General features: G+C 61.0%; 14 protein-coding genes. 6 read left to right on the top strand and 8 right to left on the bottom strand.

Features of this window, described 5'->3' with window-relative positions:
- Window positions 1–15 precede the first annotated feature (15 nt).
- A complete protein-coding gene (locus I6L33_RS04270) occupies window positions 16–942 on the top strand; it encodes an ABC transporter substrate-binding protein (RefSeq protein WP_216973611.1) in 927 nt (308 codons plus the stop codon).
- Entirely contained in the window at window positions 939–2,921 is a 1,983-nt protein-coding gene (fhuB, locus tag I6L33_RS04265) for a Fe(3+)-hydroxamate ABC transporter permease FhuB (protein WP_216973610.1), read from the top strand. Before I6L33_RS04270 ends, fhuB begins: the two co-directional genes overlap by 4 nt.
- A gap of 71 nt (window positions 2,922–2,992) precedes the next feature.
- On the opposite strand, the gene mnmE is transcribed toward fhuB, so the two are convergent.
- The 8 genes from mnmE to I6L33_RS04225 form a co-directional block, all read right to left on the bottom strand.
- Complete coding sequence (mnmE, locus tag I6L33_RS04260) at window positions 2,993–4,354, bottom strand: tRNA uridine-5-carboxymethylaminomethyl(34) synthesis GTPase MnmE (RefSeq protein ID WP_042066464.1); 1,362 nt, start codon at window positions 4,352–4,354, stop codon at window positions 2,993–2,995.
- Between the two features lie 109 nt (window positions 4,355–4,463).
- Window positions 4,464–6,110 carry a membrane protein insertase YidC gene (gene yidC / locus I6L33_RS04255; RefSeq protein ID WP_216973609.1) on the bottom strand — a complete coding sequence of 549 codons (1,647 nt, stop codon included), beginning with the start codon at window positions 6,108–6,110 and terminating at the stop codon, window positions 4,464–4,466.
- 5 nt (window positions 6,111–6,115) lie between these two features.
- Window positions 6,116–6,364, bottom strand: a complete 249-nt coding sequence (gene yidD / locus I6L33_RS04250; protein WP_010635605.1) for a membrane protein insertion efficiency factor YidD — start codon at window positions 6,362–6,364, stop codon at window positions 6,116–6,118.
- Window positions 6,331–6,690, bottom strand: a complete 360-nt coding sequence (gene rnpA, locus I6L33_RS04245) for a ribonuclease P protein component (protein ID WP_005307159.1) — start codon at window positions 6,688–6,690, stop codon at window positions 6,331–6,333. Before rnpA ends, yidD begins: the two co-directional genes overlap by 34 nt.
- A complete protein-coding gene (rpmH, locus tag I6L33_RS04240; protein WP_005307156.1) occupies window positions 6,690–6,824 on the bottom strand; it encodes a 50S ribosomal protein L34 in 135 nt (44 codons plus the stop codon). The genes rnpA and rpmH overlap by 1 nt, the downstream gene beginning before the upstream one ends.
- A 269-nt stretch (window positions 6,825–7,093) precedes the next feature.
- A complete protein-coding gene (locus I6L33_RS04235; protein ID WP_005307149.1) occupies window positions 7,094–7,828 on the bottom strand; it encodes an amino acid ABC transporter ATP-binding protein in 735 nt (244 codons plus the stop codon).
- Between the two features lie 87 nt (window positions 7,829–7,915).
- A complete protein-coding gene (locus I6L33_RS04230) occupies window positions 7,916–8,584 on the bottom strand; it encodes an amino acid ABC transporter permease (protein WP_005307147.1) in 669 nt (222 codons plus the stop codon).
- Window positions 8,585–9,343, bottom strand: a complete 759-nt coding sequence (locus I6L33_RS04225; protein WP_005307144.1) for an amino acid ABC transporter substrate-binding protein — start codon at window positions 9,341–9,343, stop codon at window positions 8,585–8,587.
- A 313-nt stretch (window positions 9,344–9,656) separates the two neighbouring features.
- On the opposite strand from I6L33_RS04225, the gene dnaA reads away from it, so the two are divergent.
- The 4 genes from dnaA to gyrB all read left to right on the top strand — a co-directional run bounded on the left by dnaA (window position 9,657) and on the right by gyrB (window position 15,728).
- Window positions 9,657–11,027: a chromosomal replication initiator protein DnaA gene (gene dnaA / locus I6L33_RS04220; RefSeq protein ID WP_005307141.1), complete on the top strand. Its 1,371-nt coding sequence runs from the start codon at window positions 9,657–9,659 to the stop codon at window positions 11,025–11,027.
- An 83-nt stretch (window positions 11,028–11,110) separates the two neighbouring features.
- On the top strand, window positions 11,111–12,214 hold the full coding sequence (gene dnaN / locus I6L33_RS04215; RefSeq protein ID WP_005307138.1) for a DNA polymerase III subunit beta: 1,104 nt from the start codon (window positions 11,111–11,113) through the stop codon (window positions 12,212–12,214).
- Window positions 12,215–12,216: 2 nt separating this feature from the next.
- On the top strand, window positions 12,217–13,320 hold the full coding sequence (gene recF, locus I6L33_RS04210) for a DNA replication/repair protein RecF (RefSeq protein ID WP_017787844.1): 1,104 nt from the start codon (window positions 12,217–12,219) through the stop codon (window positions 13,318–13,320).
- On the top strand, window positions 13,317–15,728 hold the full coding sequence (gene gyrB, locus I6L33_RS04205; protein ID WP_017766631.1) for a DNA topoisomerase (ATP-hydrolyzing) subunit B: 2,412 nt from the start codon (window positions 13,317–13,319) through the stop codon (window positions 15,726–15,728). Before recF ends, gyrB begins: the two co-directional genes overlap by 4 nt.
- The last annotated feature ends 37 nt before the right edge of the window (window positions 15,729–15,765 follow it).

Here is a 15,765-nt window from a genome sequence, read left to right as displayed (position 1 = left end):
AGGCTTGTTATCTCGATGCTTTTATTCAAGAAAGTTGGCTGGTTCTGCTGCCTCTTGGCTCCGCTCATGTTGCAGGCCGAGCCAGTGGTGCCTGCCGCTGCAGACCTCCCTCGAGCCGATGCTGTGAAGTCGGTACCCCGTATCGCCACCGTCGACTGGACCATAGCGGAAACCCTGCTGGCGCTCGGGGTGACGCCGCTGGCGGTGGGGGATGTCGGTTCCTACCGCGCCTGGGTCGGCGAGCCGCTGCTGCCGGCCGCCGTGGTGGACATCGGCCAGCGCGCCCAGCCCAACCGGGAGCTGCTGGCGGAGCTCAAACCCGATCGCATCCTTATCTCGCCGCTGGCGGCCCCGCTGGCGCCGACCCTCTCCCGCATCGCGCCGGTGCAATCCATCGCGCTCTACGAGCCGGATGCCGATCTGTGGCAGCGATTGCACGAGGCGACCCTGACCATAGCTGCGCTGGTGAACAAAACCGCCGAGGCCGAGCAACTGCTGGCCAGGCTGGACCAGGATCTGGCGCAGATGCGGGCGGCGTTGCCTGCAGAGCTGCCGCCCCTCTTGGTGGTGCAGTTCATCGATGAGCGCCATGTGCGGGTATTTGGCCGCCACAGCCTGTTCGAGGCGGTGATGCAGCGGCTCGGCCTGCGCAATGGCTGGCAGGGGGAGACCAATGCCTGGGGCTTTGCCGTGGCCAGTCTGGAGCAGTTGATGGCGCTGCCGCAGGCGCGGCTGGTGGTGGTCGATCCGATCCCGGTCGGGGTGAGTGAGCGGCTGCAGGAGCCCGGTCTGTGGCAACAGCTGCCACAGGTGAGGGCGGCGGCCGTGCTGCATCTGCCCGCGGTGTGGAGTTTTGGCGGCGTGCTGGCGGCGCGTCGCTTTGCCGTGCAGCTGAGTACTGCGCTGCAGCGGGATGGGCAAAGCGGGGAGGGGCTGCAATGAACCAGATTTTTCCATCGCCGCTGCGACTGCCTGTCAGCCTGTTGCTGGGATTGACGCTGGCGCTCGCCGGTTGGGAGCTGGCCGATCAATTGCCGGTGGCGCGTTGGCTGGCGACCCTGTTATCGCCAGATCTGACCGATGCCAGCCAGGCGGTAGTCCACTTCAGCTGGCTGCCGCGCCTTGCCGTCTGCCTGCTGGCCGGCGCCGCCCTCGGGCTGGCCGGCACCCTGATGCAGCAGGTGTTGCGCAACCCGCTGGCCTCGCCCACCACCCTGGGGGTAGCCTCCGGCGCCCAGCTGGCGCTGATGATGGTGACCCTGTTTGCTCCCTCCTGGCTGCTGCTGGGGCGGGAGTGGATCGCCATGGCCGGCGGCAGTCTCGCCATGGGGCTGGTGTTTGCCCTGGCCTGGCGTCGCCAGCTCAATCCGGTGGTCATCGTCTTTGCCGGGCTGGTGATCAACCTCTATCTGGCTGCCATCAGCATGGGGCTCCTGCTGTTCTTTCAGGAGGAGCTGAAAGGCTTGCTGGTGTGGGGCAGTGGCTCGCTGGTGCAGAACAGCTGGAGCGGGGTGAGTTACCTGCTGCCCCGTCTGCTGCTGGCTGGCGTGCTGGCCGCGGTGCTGGTGCGCCCGCTGGCGGTGCTGGAGCTGGATGATGCCAGTGCCCGCAGTCTGGGGGTCTCTCTTCAACACCTGCGTTTCGCCGGACTGGGGCTGGCGGTGTTCGTCACTGCCTGCGTGGTGAGCGTGGTGGGGCTGATCGGCTTCATCGGGTTGGCGGCGCCCGCCCTGGTGCGCTTGCTGGGGGTGAGAAAACTGGCCCTGCGACTGCTGTGGGCCCCGCTATTGGGCGCTCTGCTGCTGGCGGCCACCGATCTGTTGCTGCAATCCTTGAGCCGCAGCGGCTCTGTACTCATTCCGACCGGCGCCATGACGGCCCTGTTGGGAGCTCCGCTGTTGTTGTGGCTGATCCCGCGCCTGGGTATCAAGTCGGGCACACCAAAGGCGAATGCTGCCCTGCTGGTGGCCCGCCACCCGGCACCGGCTCGCCTTGTCGGCCTGATGTTGATGGGGCTGGTAGTGGCGGTGATCGCTTCTTTGCTGTTTGGGCAGGGGATGGACGGCTGGCGCTGGCCGAGCTGGCTGCGCTGGCAGGCCCAGCTGGAGTGGCGGCTGCCGCGCACCCTGGCGGCCGGTGCGGCGGGCATGCTGCTGGCGCTGGCGGGCACCCTGCTGCAACGGGTCAGCAGCAACCCCATGGCGAGTCCCGAGCTGCTGGGGGTGAGTGGTGGCACCTTCATGGGGGTGATTGCCACGGCGCTGCTGCTACCCGCCCTGCCTCTGCCCATGATGCTGGCCGGCGGCCTGTTAGGTGCCTTCGGTTGTCTGCTGCTGTTGCTGCTGGTCAATCGCAGCCACGGCTTCCAGCCGGAGCGGCTGCTGCTCTCCGGCATCGCCATCACGGCGCTGTTCGAGCCGTTGCAGGCCATCGCGCTGGCCAACGGTGACCTGCGGGTGCAGCAACTGCTCTCCTGGATGTCCGGCTCCACCTATTACGTCACCCTGCCGATTGCCGGTGGGCTGGTGGTGCTGGCGCTGACGCTGCTGGCGGCCTGCCTGCTGCTCAGCCGCTGGCTCGATCTGCTGCCGATGGGGCCGGCGGTGGCCGTCGCGCTCGGCATTCGGCTCAACCGGGCCCAGCTCGCCATCCTGCTGCTGGTGGCCGTGCTGACCGCCAGCGCGACCCTGGTGGTGGGGCCACTCTCCTTTGTCGGCCTGCTGGCACCGCACATGGCCAAACTGATGGGGCTGGTGCGGGCACGCTGGCATCTGCTCGGTGCCGCCGTCTCCGGCGCCCTGCTGATGGTGTCGGCAGACTGGGTAGGCCAGCAGATCCTGTTCCCGCAGGAGGTGCCGGTGGGGCTGGTCTCCACCTTGTTAGGGGGCGCTTACTTCATGTGGTGCCTGCGCCGCCTCTAGGTTGGTGGATGAAAAACGCGCAATAAAAAGCCCGGGATGAACCCGGGCTTTTTATTGCCTGCCGTGCGGCGTTATTTGCCGATGCAGAAGCTGGAGAAGATGCGGCCCAGCAGATCGTCGGAGCTGAACTCGCCGGTGATCTCTGAGAGGGACTCCTGCGCCAGCCGCAGCTCTTCGGCCACCAGCTCGCCGGCCACGAACACTTCCAGTTGCTCCTTGGCCACCAGCAGCCGCTCGGCGGCACGCTCCAGCGCATCCAGGTGGCGGCGGCGGGCCATGAAGCCCCCCTCGGTGTTGCCCTGGAAGCCCATGCAGGCTTTCAGATGCTCGCGCAGGGCGGGCAGTCCCAGCTCGGTCTTGGCGGAGATGCGGTAGACCGCGTGGCCCTGCTCCTGACTCGGCGCCAGATCTTCGCCGGTCAGGTCCGCCTTGTTGCGAATGACGGTGAGGCCGATCTTTTTTGGCAACCGATCAACAAATTCCGGCCAGATCTCCCGCGGGTCGACCGCAGCCGTGGTGGTGCCATCCACCATGAACAGCACCCGATCGGCCTGCTCAATCTCGGCCCATGCACGCTCGATGCCGATCTGCTCCACCTTGTCCTGGGTGTCGCGCAGGCCTGCGGTGTCGATGATGTGCAGCGGCATGCCATCCAGATGGATGTGCTCGCGCAGCACGTCGCGGGTGGTACCGGCGATCTCGGTGACGATGGCGGACTCGCGCCCGGCCAGGGCGTTGAGCAGGCTCGATTTGCCGGCGTTGGGGCGACCGGCGATCACCACCTTCATCCCTTCCCGCAGCAGGGCGCCCTGCTTGGCCTCGCCGCGCACCGCATCCAGTTCGTCCATGATGGCGTAGAGATCGCCCGCCACCTTGCCGTCGGAGAGAAAATCGATCTCCTCATCCGGGAAGTCGATGGCGGCCTCCACATAGATACGCAGCCGGGTGAGACTCTCCACCAGTTGCTGGATCTTGCCGGAGAACTGCCCCTGCAGGGAGTGCATGGCACTGCGGGCGGCCTGCTCGCTGGAAGCCTCGATGAGGTCGGCGATGGCCTCGGCCTGGGCCAGATCCAGCTTGTCGTTCATGAAGGCGCGTTCGCTGAACTCGCCGGGGCGGGCAGGGCGCAGCCCCTTTATCTGCAGGATGCGGCGCACCAGCATGTCCATGATCACCGGGCCGCCGTGGCCCTGCAGTTCCAGCACGTCTTCGCCGGTGAAGCTGTTGGGGGCCTTGAACAGCAGGGCGATGCCCTGATCCAGCGGCTGGCCTTGCTCATCCCTGAACGGCAGATATTCGGCATAACGCACCCGGGGGAGCTTGCCGAGCACTATCTCGGCGACCTGTTCGGCGGCGGGTCCGGAGACGCGGACTATGCCGACGCCACCCCGGCCGGGGGCGGTGGCCTGGGCCACGATGGTATCTGTAGTCATCTTGCTTGGCTCATTTGTTCGCTGATGGTTCACAGCAGTGGGGTCATTGTAATAAAAAAGGCGGCCCGAAGGCCGCCTCTTTTGTCATCCATCTTGCCATCGGGAGCGATTAGCTGCGGGTATGCAGGCCTTTCTTCTCCAGCTGACGATAGATGATGGTCTGCTGGGTAATGGAGATGACGTTGCTCACCAGCCAGTACAGGGTCAGACCTGCCGGGAACCAGAGGAACATGAAAGTGAAGATGATCGGCATGAACTGCATCACTTTCTGCTGCATCGGGTCGGTAATGGTGGTCGGGCTCATCTTCTGCAGATACCACATGGAGGCACCCATGAGGATCGGCAGCACGAAGAAGGGGTCCTTCACCGACAGGTCGGTGATCCACAGGGCGAACGGCGCGTGGCGCAGCTCGACGGACTCCATCAGTGCCCAGTAGAGGGCGATGAAGATCGGCATCTGTACCAGGATCGGCAGACAGCCACCCAGCGGGTTGACCTTCTCCTTCTTGTACAGCTCCATCATGCCTTGAGACATTTTCTGGCGATCGTCGCCGAAGCGCTCGCGCAGGGCGGCCAGCTTGGGCTGCAGCATGCGCATCTTGGCCATGGAGGTGTACTGGGCCTTGGTCAGCGGGAACATGACGCCGCGCACCAGCAGGGTCAGCATGATGATGGCCAGACCCCAGTTCTGGACGAAACCGTGGAACACGGTCAGCAGCCAGTGCAGCGGTTGGGCGATGAACCAGAGCCAGCCGTAGTCGACGGTCAGGTCGAGGTGGTTGGCTACCTTGGCCATCTGATCCTGCAGCTTGGGACCGACCCACAGCTTGCTGGTCACTTCGGCCTGCTGGCCGGCAGCGATGTCAACCAGCGGTGCCTTGTAGCCGATGATGGCCTGGTCTTTGCCAGGGATCACACGGCTGTAGAAGCTGTTGGTGTCGTCGGCATTCGGTGCCCAGGCGGAGACGAAGTAGTGTTGCAGCATGGCGACCCAACCACCCTTGGTGGTCTTGTTCAGGTCGGCATCCTTCATCTCGTCGAAGGTGTACTTCTTGTAGCGGGTATCTTCGCTGGAGAAGGCACCACCGCGGTAGGCGCTGGCCACCATGGCGTGACCCTGCTGGTCTTTCGGCGTGGCCACGTTCTGCTTCAGCTGACCGTAGAACTGCACCTGGACCGGCTCGGCAGACTTGTTGTCGATCTTGTAGTCGACGCCGACTGCGTAGTCACCACGCTTGAGGACGAACTCCTTGGTGAAGACCACGCCCTTGCTGTCGGTCCAGGTCATCGGGACGACGACTTGATCCTGACCGTCGGCCAGCTGGTAGCTGGTCTGGGCGGCTTCATAGGTGGGACGACCCTGGGGCTGGCTGTCCGGGCCATTGCGACCAACCAGACCGCTCTGGGCAACATAGAGGTGCTCAGGCTGACTGGTCAGCAGTACGAACGGTTGATCCTTGCCTTCTTCCAGCTTGTGGGCCAGCAGTTCGGCAGAGACGATGTCACCACCCTGGGTATCCAGGGTCAGCTTGAGCACGTCGGAGGTGACGGTGATCAGCTTGCGTGCGGTGTTCGCGTTGGCTTGCTCGGAAACCTGAGGAATATCACCGGTCTGACCGGCTTCAGGTACGAAATGTTCGGTTTGGGCCACGGTTGTCGGGGCCGGCTTCGGAGCCTTGTCGGACTCCCACTGTTGCCAGAGCAAAAAGCTCACGAACAGCAAACCGATCAGGATGAGATTGCGTTGTGATTCCATAGTCTTCAGTTTCTTCGCTTTGGTTGCGGAACCGGGTCATAACCACCCTCGGATAAGGGATGGCATTTTAATAGACGTTTGCTGGCTAACCAAACGCCTTTTATGAAACCGTGAAGTCGGATTGCTTCTATCGCAAATTGGGAACAAGTCGGGGTGAAACGGCAGCGCGGCCCGAGCAGAGGGCTAATGATTAGCTGATACAGGCGTATCAGTTTGACAGCTACCCATTGCAACGGCGTGACAGAGTGCGCCATAGCTTTTCCAGTAACTTGAACAGTTCCTCGTTATCCATCTCCTTCACACCGGCCTTGGCGATCACGACGATGTCGATAGCGGGCAGATTGGCTTGATTGAGGCGGAAACTTTCCCGAACCACCCGTTTTACACGGTTGCGCCAGACGGCACGCTTGAGTGCTTTTTTGGGCACGGCGAGACCAAGGCGAGGGTGTTCGAGCGAATTGGGAGAGGCGAGAAGTGTAATCTGCGGAGAAGCGGCCCGGACAGGCTCGGCGAAAACGCGTTTGAAGTGTTCGGGAGTTAACAGACGTAACTCCCGAGAAAAGGCGTGCTGGGTAGGCATTAGACTACCAGGCGGGCACGACCCTTGGCACGACGAGCGGCCAGAACTTTACGACCGTTGGCAGTTGCCATGCGGGCGCGGAAACCGTGAGAGCGCTTGCGCTTCAGGTTGGACGGTTGAAAAGTACGTTTCATGATTCGATTCCGTATTTCTGTACAGTTTTGATTGTCACACTTAGCCGACGCGCCAGCTATAGCGTGTGACGACTAGCAAAAGAGGCCGAATTCTAAACAGAGTTCGGCTTTTAGTCAATCCGCCGTTCCCTCCCATCCTGCCCCGACCTGGAAAAGGTCTTGGGCGAGCGTGAGGATCCGAAGGATCAAGGGCTCCGGATTATACTGGCAACCCGGGGTTTAACAAGGATCCTCCAATAAAAAAGGCGGCAGAGCCGCCAAAGAGAGAGCTATTTAAGCACTTTGCGCAGGAACTCCCGGGTGCGGGGATCCTGCGGATCGACCAATATCTGATCCGGCGGGCCCTGTTCCACGATCCGGCCCCCCTCCATGAAGATCACCCGATCGGCAACATCTCGAGCAAATTCAATCTCATGGGTCACCACCACCATGGTCTGGTGCTGGCGGGCCAGCTCCTTCATCAGGCCCAGAACTTCGTCAACCCATTCGGGATCGAGGGCCGAGGTGGGCTCGTCAAACAGGATCACCTTGGAGTGAGCCGCCATGGCCCGGCCAATGCCGACCCGTTGCTGCTGACCGCCCGACAATGAGGCCGGATAGGCGTCCTGCTTGTCGGCGAGGCCGATGTCCTTGAGGATGCCGAGGGCGGTGGCACGGGCCTCTGCCTTCGGCTGTTTCCAGACGGTGATCAGCCCTTCGGCGATGTTGTCCAGCGCCGTCTTGTTGGCGAACAGGGCGTAGTTCTGGAACACGAAGGAGGCGCGCTTGCGCAATTCGATGGCCTGCTGCTCGCTGGCCTTGGCCAGGTTGAGCTGCAGATCGTCGATGGCGAGGGTGCCCGTATCGGGAGTCTCCAGCAGGTTGAGGCAGCGCAGCAAGGTGGACTTGCCGGTGCCGGAGGGGCCGATGATGACGACGATTTCCCCCTTTTTCACCTCCAGATCGATGCTGTTTAGCACCTGATTGCCGTCATATGCCTTGGAGAGGCCGGTTAGCTTGATCATGATGGCCCTCCTTTAAACAGGCGCAGAGTTAAAACGGACTTCCGGCGTGCATTGCAAGCGGGTCGGTTGCGTTGTCATGGCAAACCCCTAATAGGCACGGTTGAGCCGCACTTCCAGCAGATGCTGCAGGCGGGTAAAGAAGATGACCACCACCCAGTAGACCAGGGCCACCGCCATGAAGCTCTCGAAGAACTTGAAGGAGGAGGAGGCTTCCATCTGCGCCTTGCCCATGATCTCGGCCACCCCCAGGGTGAAGGCCAGCGAGGTGCTCTTGATCATGTCGATGAAGTAGTTCATCAGGGACGGCGTGGCGATGCGGGCCGCCTGCGGCAGTATGATCCGCTGCATCGCCTGGTAACGGCTCATGCCGATGCTGAGGGCAGCTTCCATCTGGCTCTTGTGGATGCCAATGATGGAGGCACGGATCGACTCGGCCATGTAGGCGGCAAAGTGCAGGGTCAAACCGACGATGGCGGCGGTGAAGGCATCCATTCCCACGAAGATGGGGAACAGCTGCGGCAGCCCGTAGTAGAGCAGGAACAGCTGGACGAGCAGCGGTGTACCCCGAAAGAACGAGATATAGAGCATCGCCAGCCAGTGGATCACGGGAACGCGAAAGACCCGTACTATCGCCAGGGCCAGCGACAGTACGAGTGCCAATGCGAATCCCCACAGGGCCATTTCCATCGTGGTGCCCAGATACTTGAGCAGGATGGGAAACAGCCCCAGCGTGTATTCGAGGTCAAATTCCATCATTTATTTGTCGGTGATGTCGGAAGCGAACCATTTTTCAGAGATCTGACGCAGGGAACCATCCTTGCGCATGGCGGTGAGGGCGTCATCGACCTTCTTCAGCAGTGCCTGCTTTTCCGGGGTCTTCAGGAAGGGCAGGGCGTTCTCGATGGTCTCGAACGGTGCGCCAGCCTGTTGCAGCGGCAGCTTGGATTCCTTGATCAGCTGGGCGGTGGAGACGCGGTCCATCACGAAGGCGTCGATGCGGCCCAGGGCAACGTCCTGCTCGAAGGCGGAGTCATAGGTGCGGATGTCGATCTTCTTGTTGGGGTCGTTCTTGCGCAGCAGCTCTTCGAAGTTGGAGCCCAGGTTCACCGCAACCTTCTTGCCTTCCAGATCCTTGATGCCGTGAATGGTGCTGTTGCCCTTGCGCACCACGATCTGGGCACCGTCATAGACGTAGGGCTGGGAGAAGGCGTACTTGGCCTTGCGCTCGTCGGTGATGGTGATCTGGTTGGAGATGGTGTCGACGCGGCCGGTTTCCAGCATGCCAAACAGGCCGGAGAAGCTGGCGGTCACGAACTCGACCTTGTAGCCGGTGCGCTCGCCGATCTGGTTCCACATGTCCACTTCAAAGCCCTGCAGCTTGTCCTGCTTGACGAAGGTGAACGGGAAGTACTTGCCGGACATGCCGACCTTGATGGTTTCCTGGGCGATGGCTTGACCGGACAGGGCGGCCAGCAGAATGGCGGCGCCGGAGACCAGCTTGATGGATGACGTCATGGTGATTCCTCTCTCTCTGTAGTTCTGTATTTTTAGTTGTAAACGCTGGGGTTGCGCTGATGTTATTGGAATAAAACCTAAAGAATAAATGATATTTGGTTATATAAAATAACCGCTTCAGGTCTGGATCTTTGGTGCATCGGTGACGGGATCGGGCTGTGGGTAACTTTGGGGATGAAATCAGATCCACGGCTGCTGGATCCTTGAAAGTCAAGGATCTTATTTGCTGGATCCGCGAGGTCGCGGCTAGAGATCCAGCCGCTAAAAACGTAGAATAGCCGGTCTTTAGTTAATCAATCGACGGGAGTTTAGAGTGACTGCTTCGCTATGGCAGCAGTGCCTTAACCGGCTGCAAGATGAGTTGCCCTCGGCAGAATTCAGCATGTGGATCCGGCCGCTTCAAGCGGAGTTGAGTGACAATACTCTGACCCTGTATGCACCGAATCGTTTCGTTCTGGACTGGGTTCGAGACAAGTATCTCATCCGGGTGAACGGCATCATCAATGAGCTCTGCGGGGTCGATGGCCCCACCCTGCGTTTTGACATCGGCAATCGTCCCCATCCCGTCGCGGTGGCCAGGGCGCCGGCGCGGGGTGCGGATCCTGTGAATAACTCGCAGAAGAGCTGGGAAAGCAAGGCCGAGGCCAAGCCCGAACCGAACCACAAGAGCAACACCAACGTGAACTATACCTTCGAGAATTTCGTCGAGGGTAAGTCCAACCAGTTGGCCCGTGCGGCTGCCCGTCAGGTTGCCGACAATCCGGGCGGGGCCTACAACCCGCTGTTCCTCTATGGCGGCACCGGTCTGGGCAAGACCCACCTGCTGCATGCCGTCGGCAACGCCATCAAGGAGCGCAAGCAGGACGCCAAAGTCATCTACATGCACTCCGAGCGGTTTGTGCAGGACATGGTGAAGGCGCTGCAGAATAACGCCATTGAAGAGTTCAAGCGTTATTACCGTAGCGTCGATGCCCTGCTCATCGATGACATCCAGTTCTTTGCCAACAAGGAGCGCTCCCAGGAGGAGTTCTTCCACACCTTCAACGCCCTGCTCGAAGGCAACCAGCAGATCATCCTGACCTCGGATCGCTATCCGAAGGAGATCAACGGGGTGGAAGATCGTCTCAAGTCTCGCTTCGGCTGGGGCCTGACCGTGGCGATCGAGCCGCCGGAGCTGGAGACGCGTGTCGCCATCCTGATGCGCAAGGCGGACGAGAACCAAATCCACCTGCCGGACGAAGTGGCCTTCTTCATCGCCAAGCGGCTGCGCTCCAACGTGCGCGAGCTGGAAGGGGCGCTGAACCGGGTGATCGCCAATGCCAACTTCACCGGTCGCGCCATCAACATCGACTTCGTGCGCGAAGCGCTGCGCGATCTGCTGGCGTTGCAGGAGAAGCTGGTCACCATCGACAATATTCAGAAGACGGTGGCGGAGTACTACAAGATCAAGCTGGCGGATCTGCTCTCCAAGCGCCGTTCCCGCTCCGTCGCCCGTCCACGCCAGCTGGCGATGGCACTGGCCAAGGAGCTGACCAACCATAGCTTGCCGGAGATAGGTGATGCCTTTGGTGGTCGTGACCACACTACCGTGCTTCATGCCTGCCGCAAGATCGAGCAGCTGAAGGAAGAGAGTCACGACATCAAGGAAGACTATTCCAACCTGATCCGTACCCTTTCTTCCTGATGACGGAACTGAGTGCACAGATGCAGCTTGAACATGCCAACCTGATCCGAAACCTTTACTCCTAATCACAACGGAGAGCACAGATGCAGCTCGAAATTAGCCGTGAGGCCCTGTTACGTCCTCTGCAACTGGTGTCCGGTGCCCTCGGTGGCCGGCCGACCCTGCCAATTCTCGGCAACGTGCTGCTTGATGTCAGCAACGGTCTGCTGTCACTGACCGGCACCGACCTCGAAGTGGAGATGATCGGTCAGGTCTATCTCAACAGCGACAGTCAGGATGGCCGCACCACAGTACCGGCGCGCAAGCTGCTGGATATCTGTCGCGGTCTGCCGGAAGGGGCGGACATTCGTCTCAATACCGAAGGCGAGCGCCTGATCATCCGCTCCGGCCGCTCCCGCTTCAACCTGTCGACCCTGCCGGCCACCGAATACCCGAACATCGAGGATTGGGAATCCGTGCTCGAGTTCGACATCGGCCAGCTGGAGCTGAAAAAACTCATCGACGCGACCCAGTTCTCCATGGCGAGCCAGGACGTGCGCTACTACCTGAACGGCATGCTGTTCGAGAGCGAGGGCCATGGCCTGCGTACCGTGGCCACCGACGGTCACCGGCTGGCGACCTGCCGCCGCGAGGTGGTGAGCGAATCGCTGCCCGATCATCAGGTCATCCTGCCGCGTAAAGGCGTGCTGGAACTGGTGCGTCTGCTGGAAGCGGAAGACAAGCCGGTGCGGCTGCAGATCGGCCGCAGCAATCTGCGCGCCGCCCTCGATGGCTTCATCTTCACCTCCAAACTGGTGGATGGCCGCTTCCCGGACTGGCGCCGCGTCATTCCGCGCAACAGCGACAAGGCCCTGATCGCCGGCCGTGAGGATCTGCGCCAGGCCTTTGCCCGTGCCGCCATCCTCTCCAACGAGAAATTCCGTGGGGTGCGTCTCAATCTGCAGGAAAACCTGCTGCGCATCACCGCCAACAACCCGGAACAGGAAGAAGCCGAAGAGCTGCTTGACGTACAATACGAAGCCGGCGAGATGGAGATTGGTTTCAACGTCTCTTATGTGCTGGACGTGCTGAATACGTTAAAATGTGACCAAATCCGGATCAGCCTGAGCGATTCCATCAGCAGCGCCATTATTGAGGATTTTGACAGTCAGGATGCTCAGTACGTGGTAATGCCGATGCGGATCTAGTCGTGTCCCTGGTCAAACTCCAGCTCAGCGACTTTCGCAATATCCAGCAGGCCAGTCTCGCGCTGTCACCCGGCCTCAATATCCTGGTCGGGTGCAACGGCAGCGGCAAGACCAGCGTGCTGGAAGCCATTCACTACCTCGGTCTCGGTCGCTCCTTTCGCACTCACCTGACCGGGCGGGTCATCCGCCAGGGGGAGAGGGCGTTTACCCTGTTCGCCCAGTGCGAACTGGAAGGGCGCCAGGTGCCCATCGGCCTCGCCAAGGACAAGAGTGGCGAGACCCAGCTCAAGATTGCCGGTGCCCAGGCCCAGCGCCTGGCCGACCTGGCCGAGCTGCTGCCGGTGCAGCTGATCCACCCGGATGGCTTCAACCTGCTGACCGGCGGGCCCCAGGCTCGGCGGGCCTGGCTCGACTGGGGTGTTTTTCATCAAGAACCGACCTTCTTCTCCTTGTGGGGACGGGTACGGCGGCTGCTGAAACAGCGCAATGCACTGCTGCGCCAGAGCACCCAGTATCGTCAACTGGCGTTCTGGGATCAGGAGTTGGTGCGGTTGGGGGGAGAGCTGGCCGAGTTTCGCGCCAGTTATTGTCAGGCCATTACCCCCCTGATCAAGGAGATGACGGCGGACTTTTTGCCGGAATTCGACATCAGCCTTGGATTCTATCGAGGCTGGGAAAAAGATACCCCACTCAATGAGTTGCTGGAGGCGGGGTTTGAGCGGGATCGGACGCTGGGTTACACGGGCGTTGGTCCGCAGAAGGCCGATGTGCGCCTCAAGGCGAACGGCGTGCCCGCTCAGGATATTTTGTCCAGGGGTCAGCTGAAGTTGTTGGTCTGTGCCATGCGACTGGCCCAAGGGCTCTATTTGAATCAACATAGCAGCCGTGGCTGTATTTTTTTAATTGACGATTTTGCCTCTGAACTGGATGTCGACAAGCGCCGCTTGCTGGCCGCAAGGCTGAAGCAGTGTGCGTCCCAGGTGTTCATCACCGCCATCGACACCGGTCAGCTCGCAGACATGATGGATGCGAATGACTGCAAGTTGTTCCACGTGGAACAAGGCAAGATCTCCGAAACGTTAGAGAAGGCAGAGAGTAAGCTATGAGTGAAAATACTTACGACTCCTCGAATATCAAGGTACTGAAGGGCCTGGATGCGGTCCGCAAGCGCCCGGGGATGTATATCGGCGATACGGATGATGGCTCGGGCCTGCACCACATGGTGTTCGAAGTGGTCGATAACTCCATTGACGAGGCGCTCGCTGGCTACTGCTCCGATATTCAGGTCAAGATCCACTCCGATGGTTCCGTCTCCGTCCGTGACAACGGCCGCGGCATTCCTGTCGACATTCACCCGGAAGAGGGTCGCTCCGCCGCAGAGGTCATCATGACCGTACTGCACGCCGGCGGTAAATTCGATGACAACTCCTACAAGGTGTCCGGCGGTCTGCACGGCGTGGGCGTCTCCGTGGTGAACGCGCTCTCTGACAAGCTGTTGCTGACCATCCGTCGCAACGGTCACGTCTACGAGCAGACCTATCACCTGGGTGAGCCACAGGCCCCGCTCAAGCAGATCGGCGATGCCACCACCACCGGGACCGAAGTGCGTTTCTGGCCGAGCCCGACCATCTTCAGCGATACCTTGTTCCACTACGAGATCCTGGCCAAGCGTCTGCGCGAGCTCTCCTTCCTCAACTCCGGCGTCTCCATCCGTCTGATGGACGAGCGTGACGGCCGCGAGGCGCACTTCTGCTACGAAGGCGGCATCAAGGCGTTTGTCGAGTACCTGAACCAGAACAAGACCCCGATCCACCCGAAGGTGTTCCACTTCACCACCGAGCAGGACGGCATCGGCGTCGAAGTGGCGATGCAGTGGAACGACGCCTATCAGGAAGGGGTCTACTGCTTCACCAACAACATTCCGCAGCGTGATGGCGGCACCCACCTGGTGGGCTTCCGTACCGCGCTGACCCGTACCCTCAACTCCTACATGGACAAAGAGGACTACAGCAAGAAGGCCAAGTCTGCCGCCAGTGGCGACGACGTGCGTGAAGGTCTGATTGCCGTTATCTCCGTCAAGGTGCCGGATCCCAAGTTCTCCTCCCAGACCAAGGACAAGCTGGTCTCCTCCGAAGTGAAGACTGCCGTCGAACAGGCGATGGGTGAGAAGCTGGCAGACTTCCTGCTGGAAAACCCGGGCGATGCCAAGATCGTGGTCAACAAGATCATCGATGCGGCCCGTGCCCGTGAAGCGGCCCGCAAGGCCCGCGAACTGACCCGCCGCAAGGGCGCGCTGGATATCGCCGGTCTGCCCGGCAAGCTGGCCGACTGTCAGGAAAAAGACCCGGCGCTCTCCGAACTCTACATAGTGGAAGGGGACTCTGCTGGCGGTTCCGCCAAGCAGGGTCGCAACCGAAAGAACCAGGCTATCCTGCCGCTCAAGGGCAAGATCCTGAACGTGGAGAAGGCCCGTTTCGACAAGATGATCTCCTCCCAGGAGGTGGGCACCCTGATCACCGCACTGGGCTGCGGTATCGGTCGCGACGAGTACAACCCGGACAAGCTGCGCTATCACAACATCATCATCATGACCGATGCGGACGTCGATGGTGCGCACATCCGTACCCTGCTGCTGACCTTCTTCTATCGTCAGATGCCGGAAATCATCGAGCGTGGCTATGTCTACATCGCCCAGCCGCCGCTCTACAAGGTGAAGAAGGGCAAGCAGGAGCAGTATCTGAAAGACGAGGACGCGCTGCTGCAATACCAGACTGCCATGGCGCTGGATGGTGCGACCCTGCACGTCAACGAGTCTGCTCCGGCCATCGGTGGTGAGGCTCTGGAGCGTCTGGTCAACCAGCATCGCGCCGTGACCCACCTCATCACCCGCATGTCCCGTCGTGCGCCGGAAGCGGTATTGACCCAGCTGATCTATCAGCCGGAACTGAACGAAGCACTGCTGACCAGCGAGAGCGATCTGCAGGCCTGGTGCCAGAGCATGGAAGCCGTGCTCAACGAGAGCAACCACGGTATCCAGTACCAGATGCAGGTGCGCCGCGATGAAGAGCGCCGTCTGTTCGTGCCGCACGCCGTGGTACGTCAGCACGGTGTCGACCGCGAATACCCGATCAGCTACGACTTCCTGCAATCCTCCGAGTACCGTCAGCTGGTCTCGCTGGGCAAGGAGATCGCCAACCTGATCGAGGAAGGCGGTTACATCAAGCGTGGCGAGAAGGTGAAGCCGGTCGCCAGCTTCGTCGAAGCGGTCGAGTGGCTGATGGGCGAAGGCAAGCGCGGCATCTACATCCAGCGCTATAAAGGGCTGGGCGAGATGAACCCGGACCAGCTGTGGGAAACCACCATGGATCCGGAAGCCCGTCGCATGCTGCGCGTCACCATCGACGATGCCGTCGGTGCCGACCAGCTCTTCTCTACCCTGATGGGTGACGCAGTAGAGCCGCGTCGCGACTTCATCGAGACCAACGCCCTGCGCGTGGCCAACCTCGACGTCTAATTTGACGCTGTCAGTACGATATAAAAAAGCCGCTCCT

Origin of the sequence: Aeromonas sp. FDAARGOS 1403, assembly GCF_019047325.1 — a bacterium.
GTDB classification, from domain to species: Bacteria; Pseudomonadota; Gammaproteobacteria; order Enterobacterales; family Aeromonadaceae; genus Aeromonas; species Aeromonas dhakensis.
Note: the sequence above shows the minus strand (reverse complement) of the source record. Positions and strands in the feature narration are given on the sequence as shown.

Coding starts and splice junctions, on each gene's coding strand:
- I6L33_RS04270 (WP_216973611.1), top strand. CDS start 16: ATGCTTTTATTCAAGAAAGTTGGCTGGTTCTGCTGCCTCTTGGCTCCG.
- fhuB (WP_216973610.1), top strand. CDS start 939: ATGAACCAGATTTTTCCATCGCCGCTGCGACTGCCTGTCAGCCTGTTG.
- mnmE (WP_042066464.1), bottom strand. CDS start 4,354: ATGACTACAGATACCATCGTGGCCCAGGCCACCGCCCCCGGCCGGGGT.
- yidC (WP_216973609.1), bottom strand. CDS start 6,110: ATGGAATCACAACGCAATCTCATCCTGATCGGTTTGCTGTTCGTGAGC.
- yidD (WP_010635605.1), bottom strand. CDS start 6,364: ATGGCGCACTCTGTCACGCCGTTGCAATGGGTAGCTGTCAAACTGATA.
- rnpA (WP_005307159.1), bottom strand. CDS start 6,690: ATGCCTACCCAGCACGCCTTTTCTCGGGAGTTACGTCTGTTAACTCCC.
- rpmH (WP_005307156.1), bottom strand. CDS start 6,824: ATGAAACGTACTTTTCAACCGTCCAACCTGAAGCGCAAGCGCTCTCAC.
- I6L33_RS04235 (WP_005307149.1), bottom strand. CDS start 7,828: ATGATCAAGCTAACCGGCCTCTCCAAGGCATATGACGGCAATCAGGTG.
- I6L33_RS04230 (WP_005307147.1), bottom strand. CDS start 8,584: ATGATGGAATTTGACCTCGAATACACGCTGGGGCTGTTTCCCATCCTG.
- I6L33_RS04225 (WP_005307144.1), bottom strand. CDS start 9,343: ATGACGTCATCCATCAAGCTGGTCTCCGGCGCCGCCATTCTGCTGGCC.
- dnaN (WP_005307138.1), top strand. CDS start 11,111: ATGCAGCTCGAAATTAGCCGTGAGGCCCTGTTACGTCCTCTGCAACTG.
- gyrB (WP_017766631.1), top strand. CDS start 13,317: ATGAGTGAAAATACTTACGACTCCTCGAATATCAAGGTACTGAAGGGC.